General features: G+C 39.7%; 4 protein-coding genes. All 4 read right to left on the bottom strand.

Going from position 1 to position 2,318, the window contains the following annotated elements:
* Window positions 1-81 precede the first annotated feature (81 nt).
* Window positions 82-534: a DUF4265 domain-containing protein gene (locus Q384_RS10810; RefSeq protein WP_037588055.1), complete on the bottom strand. Its 453-nt coding sequence runs from the start codon at window positions 532-534 to the stop codon at window positions 82-84.
* Window positions 535-540: 6 nt separating this feature from the next.
* Window positions 541-663 carry an HNH endonuclease gene (locus tag Q384_RS14555; protein WP_425423490.1) on the bottom strand — a complete coding sequence of 41 codons (123 nt, stop codon included), beginning with the start codon at window positions 661-663 and terminating at the stop codon, window positions 541-543.
* 37 nt (window positions 664-700) lie between these two features.
* Window positions 701-1,258, bottom strand: coding sequence for a hypothetical protein (locus tag Q384_RS10805; protein WP_156956555.1), 558 nt, complete (start codon window positions 1,256-1,258; stop codon window positions 701-703).
* Between the two features lie 218 nt (window positions 1,259-1,476).
* Complete coding sequence (locus tag Q384_RS10800) at window positions 1,477-1,707, bottom strand: hypothetical protein (RefSeq protein WP_037588051.1); 231 nt, start codon at window positions 1,705-1,707, stop codon at window positions 1,477-1,479.
* Window positions 1,708-2,318 lie beyond the last annotated feature (611 nt).

Genomic DNA, 2,318 nt, shown 5'->3' with positions numbered 1-2,318 from the left:
GGAAGACTCGATGATATAATCAAACTGTAGGATTTAACACTGACACAGAATTTTGAACGCCCTCGTAGAATCTGTACACCGTCAATCATCCCGTAAGCTGACCAAAACCAACCTTAGGCATGAAAACTCAAACTCAAACTGACCGGGTTCTTCGATATCGGCAAGAAACTGCTCCAGCGCATCAATATCTATTGTGCCAGGAATATTCGCGACAATATATTCACCTTCAAAACCTAACTCCGACATACAACTATTTTGTCCAAGCCATTTGCTAAATTCAATCTTCTTCTGAGTATCAAAGCAGAAAACACGCAGCGTAGAATTGGTCGATGCCTTTACAATATTGACAAACCAAGGGTTCCCGTTTTGTATATCAGCCTTGATGACATCTCCGAAACTCACTCCCTCAGCAAAAAATGGTATGTTGTTTAACTGGTATCTATCATCCCCTAACGAATTTGCCCAAATGAACTCACTCGCAAAAGGAGGCCAATCATCTTTCTGTTTCAAATAGAAATAAACCTTTTGTTCCATGCTTTATCAATCCTTTCTTCCATTCTTGAGATTGCATACACGGCATTCTATCTCAAGATTTTCAAGCCCATCGGAACCGTCATTTGCTCTGGATTTCCTGTGCCAAGTAATATGTTGCGATGGTGTCATCGGCATAATATTGCCAAAATCCTTTGGATCTCCGCCTTTAATACTTAACAGTGCTACTCAACCTTTGAAAAACAGAAAAAATTACATCAACTTGTTCAAAATCAAAATGTATTCCAAATTTTTCAAAGTAAGACAACTGCCATTTGTACCGCAAAAACGAATCCCAAACCAATGAATGATCTTTTGGCAAACCAAAAATTCTTCTAATGTCAATCAGATCAGAAACACGGACGCCAATCAAATTAATGCTACCAAGCCTACCACCTTCTTGTTTTAAGAATATTTCAAGAGAAAATTGGCATTTTTCAAGTATCCTCTCATCATCAATACTTTTACAGTATGTAAATATTCTGATTTCATGAAATTGAATGCCACCTTGTATATTAACATCACCATGAATAAAATTTGACAGTTCCGATATTGATATTACTTTAGACTGCCCTATTAAATCCTTATCTAATGTCACGCCATATATCTCTTTCGTTCCATATATCTTGTGAAGATCCCGCTTCCCGATAGAAACAGGATACTCTGCCAATAAATGCCCTTCACTCGAAAAAAATAATACCGAACTAACAATAATATTTTTCATCATTTTGCTCCTCTTCGCCCAGTTTTTTTACCTTTATGCGGAGATCCATCTTCATTCATCGTCCCCAAATGTTGTTCATTATTCGCGAATATCTCCCATTCATATTCAAGGTCATCCCAATAACAATACCTTTTCTTTGGCAAATCAAAAATTCGTCGCCCTCTATGATATTGCCGTGTTAGTATCCCTCATGGATGACCACCTTTAGGTGGTGGAGTTTCTTAATATTTTCCGTTATGAGCCAGTATACTTTCTTCGCCGACAAAAAAGGTATGGACATTGGCGAGTTCGAGATTAAAGGTCTGAATGATTTTCTGCTCGGTACGGATGTCGGTAAGGGTAGCTGTACGCTCATCGGCTTGTGTATCCGGTTTTTTATCTCGGGGTACGCATTCCCTCGCCCCTTTGAGCAAGATTTCCCGTCCTTTTTCAGCAGAATCGCGTCCCGCCACCCTTCCGTTGTCTTGAAGGGATGAGCATCCGTTGGTCTATACTCTATTCTGCTCCCTTGTCCTTCCACTCTGCCCACGCCAGCACTTCATCTCCTACTCTGATCTGGTCGATGGGTTTTAATTCAATCCTGCCTTAGGTACGTTTCCCAATGAAGACAATCTGCTGAAACTTTTGACATCGGCATTAAACTTTTGTACATCGGCATTAATAAGGCTTCGGAAAAATGGACGATACCCATATAGAATTGGTGTCAGACAGTCAGCCAACTTGCCACCTATTTCGAGGGCAGGCTTGATAATATAATCAAACTGCAGAATTTACCTCTGGCACAGAATTTTGAACGCTCTCGCTAAGCAGACTATATGCGCTTGCTGCTCCTTTCCTTGCGCAAGCAATACCCACCACTAGCGATTGATTTGTAATCAATGCAACACCTGTGTATGTTATAGTGAATTATTTAAAAAACTGTTACCTTATTATTCTTTTCCGCCTTATTATTGATGCCGCTTCAATTTTCAGGCTGGTAGTGTTCAAAAATCTGTGTCAATCCCCTAAACTATTCCAAATAGGAGACAACACATGAACAACCCCATATTCGACTTTAAAACAG

It is taken from the genome of Stenoxybacter acetivorans DSM 19021 (assembly GCF_000745895.1).
In the GTDB taxonomy this organism is placed as follows: domain Bacteria; phylum Pseudomonadota; class Gammaproteobacteria; order Burkholderiales; family Neisseriaceae; genus Stenoxybacter; species Stenoxybacter acetivorans.
Note: the sequence above shows the minus strand (reverse complement) of the source record. Positions and strands in the feature narration are given on the sequence as shown.

Excerpts from the sequence above, each read along its gene's own strand:
- Q384_RS10810 (WP_037588055.1), bottom strand. The coding sequence starts at position 534 with ATGGAACAAAAGGTTTATTTCTATTTGAAACAGAAAGATGATTGGCCT.
- Q384_RS10805 (WP_156956555.1), bottom strand. The coding sequence starts at position 1,258 with ATGATGAAAAATATTATTGTTAGTTCGGTATTATTTTTTTCGAGTGAA.
- Q384_RS14555 (WP_425423490.1), bottom strand. The coding sequence starts at position 663 with ATGACACCATCGCAACATATTACTTGGCACAGGAAATCCAGAGCAAAT.